Origin of the sequence: Salmonella sp. SAL4457, assembly GCF_046548235.1 — a bacterium.
In the GTDB taxonomy this organism is placed as follows: domain Bacteria; phylum Pseudomonadota; class Gammaproteobacteria; order Enterobacterales; family Enterobacteriaceae; genus Salmonella; species Salmonella enterica.
In genome coordinates this window covers 1-260 of record NZ_JBGDZO010000762.1, presented here as the reverse complement: position 1 = coordinate 260, position 260 = coordinate 1, and the positions used below count along the sequence as shown (strand labels likewise).

1 protein-coding gene is annotated in these 260 nt (G+C 71.2%); it reads left to right on the top strand.

The annotated features are described in order from the left end of the window. Positions 1-260, top strand: a 260-nt coding sequence (locus ACLJNW_RS26210; protein WP_410961506.1) for a phosphopantetheine-binding protein, incomplete at both ends; no start/stop codon positions are given.

Genomic DNA, 260 nt, shown 5'->3' with positions numbered 1-260 from the left:
GTCCTCGGCGTGGCGGAGGTCGGCGTGCACGACGACTTCTACGCCCTCGGCGGCGACTCGATCCTGATGCTGCGCATCCGCGCCGCCGCACAGCGGCGCGGCCTGGGCTTCGAACTCGCCGACCTGATGCGCAACCCGACGGTGGCGGGCCTCGCCGAGCGCCTGGTGCGTCCGCTCGCGGAGCGAAGCTACCAGCCCTTCGAACTGGTTTCCGAAGTCGACAAGCCGCGCCTGGAAGGGCTGGAGGACGCCTTCCCGAC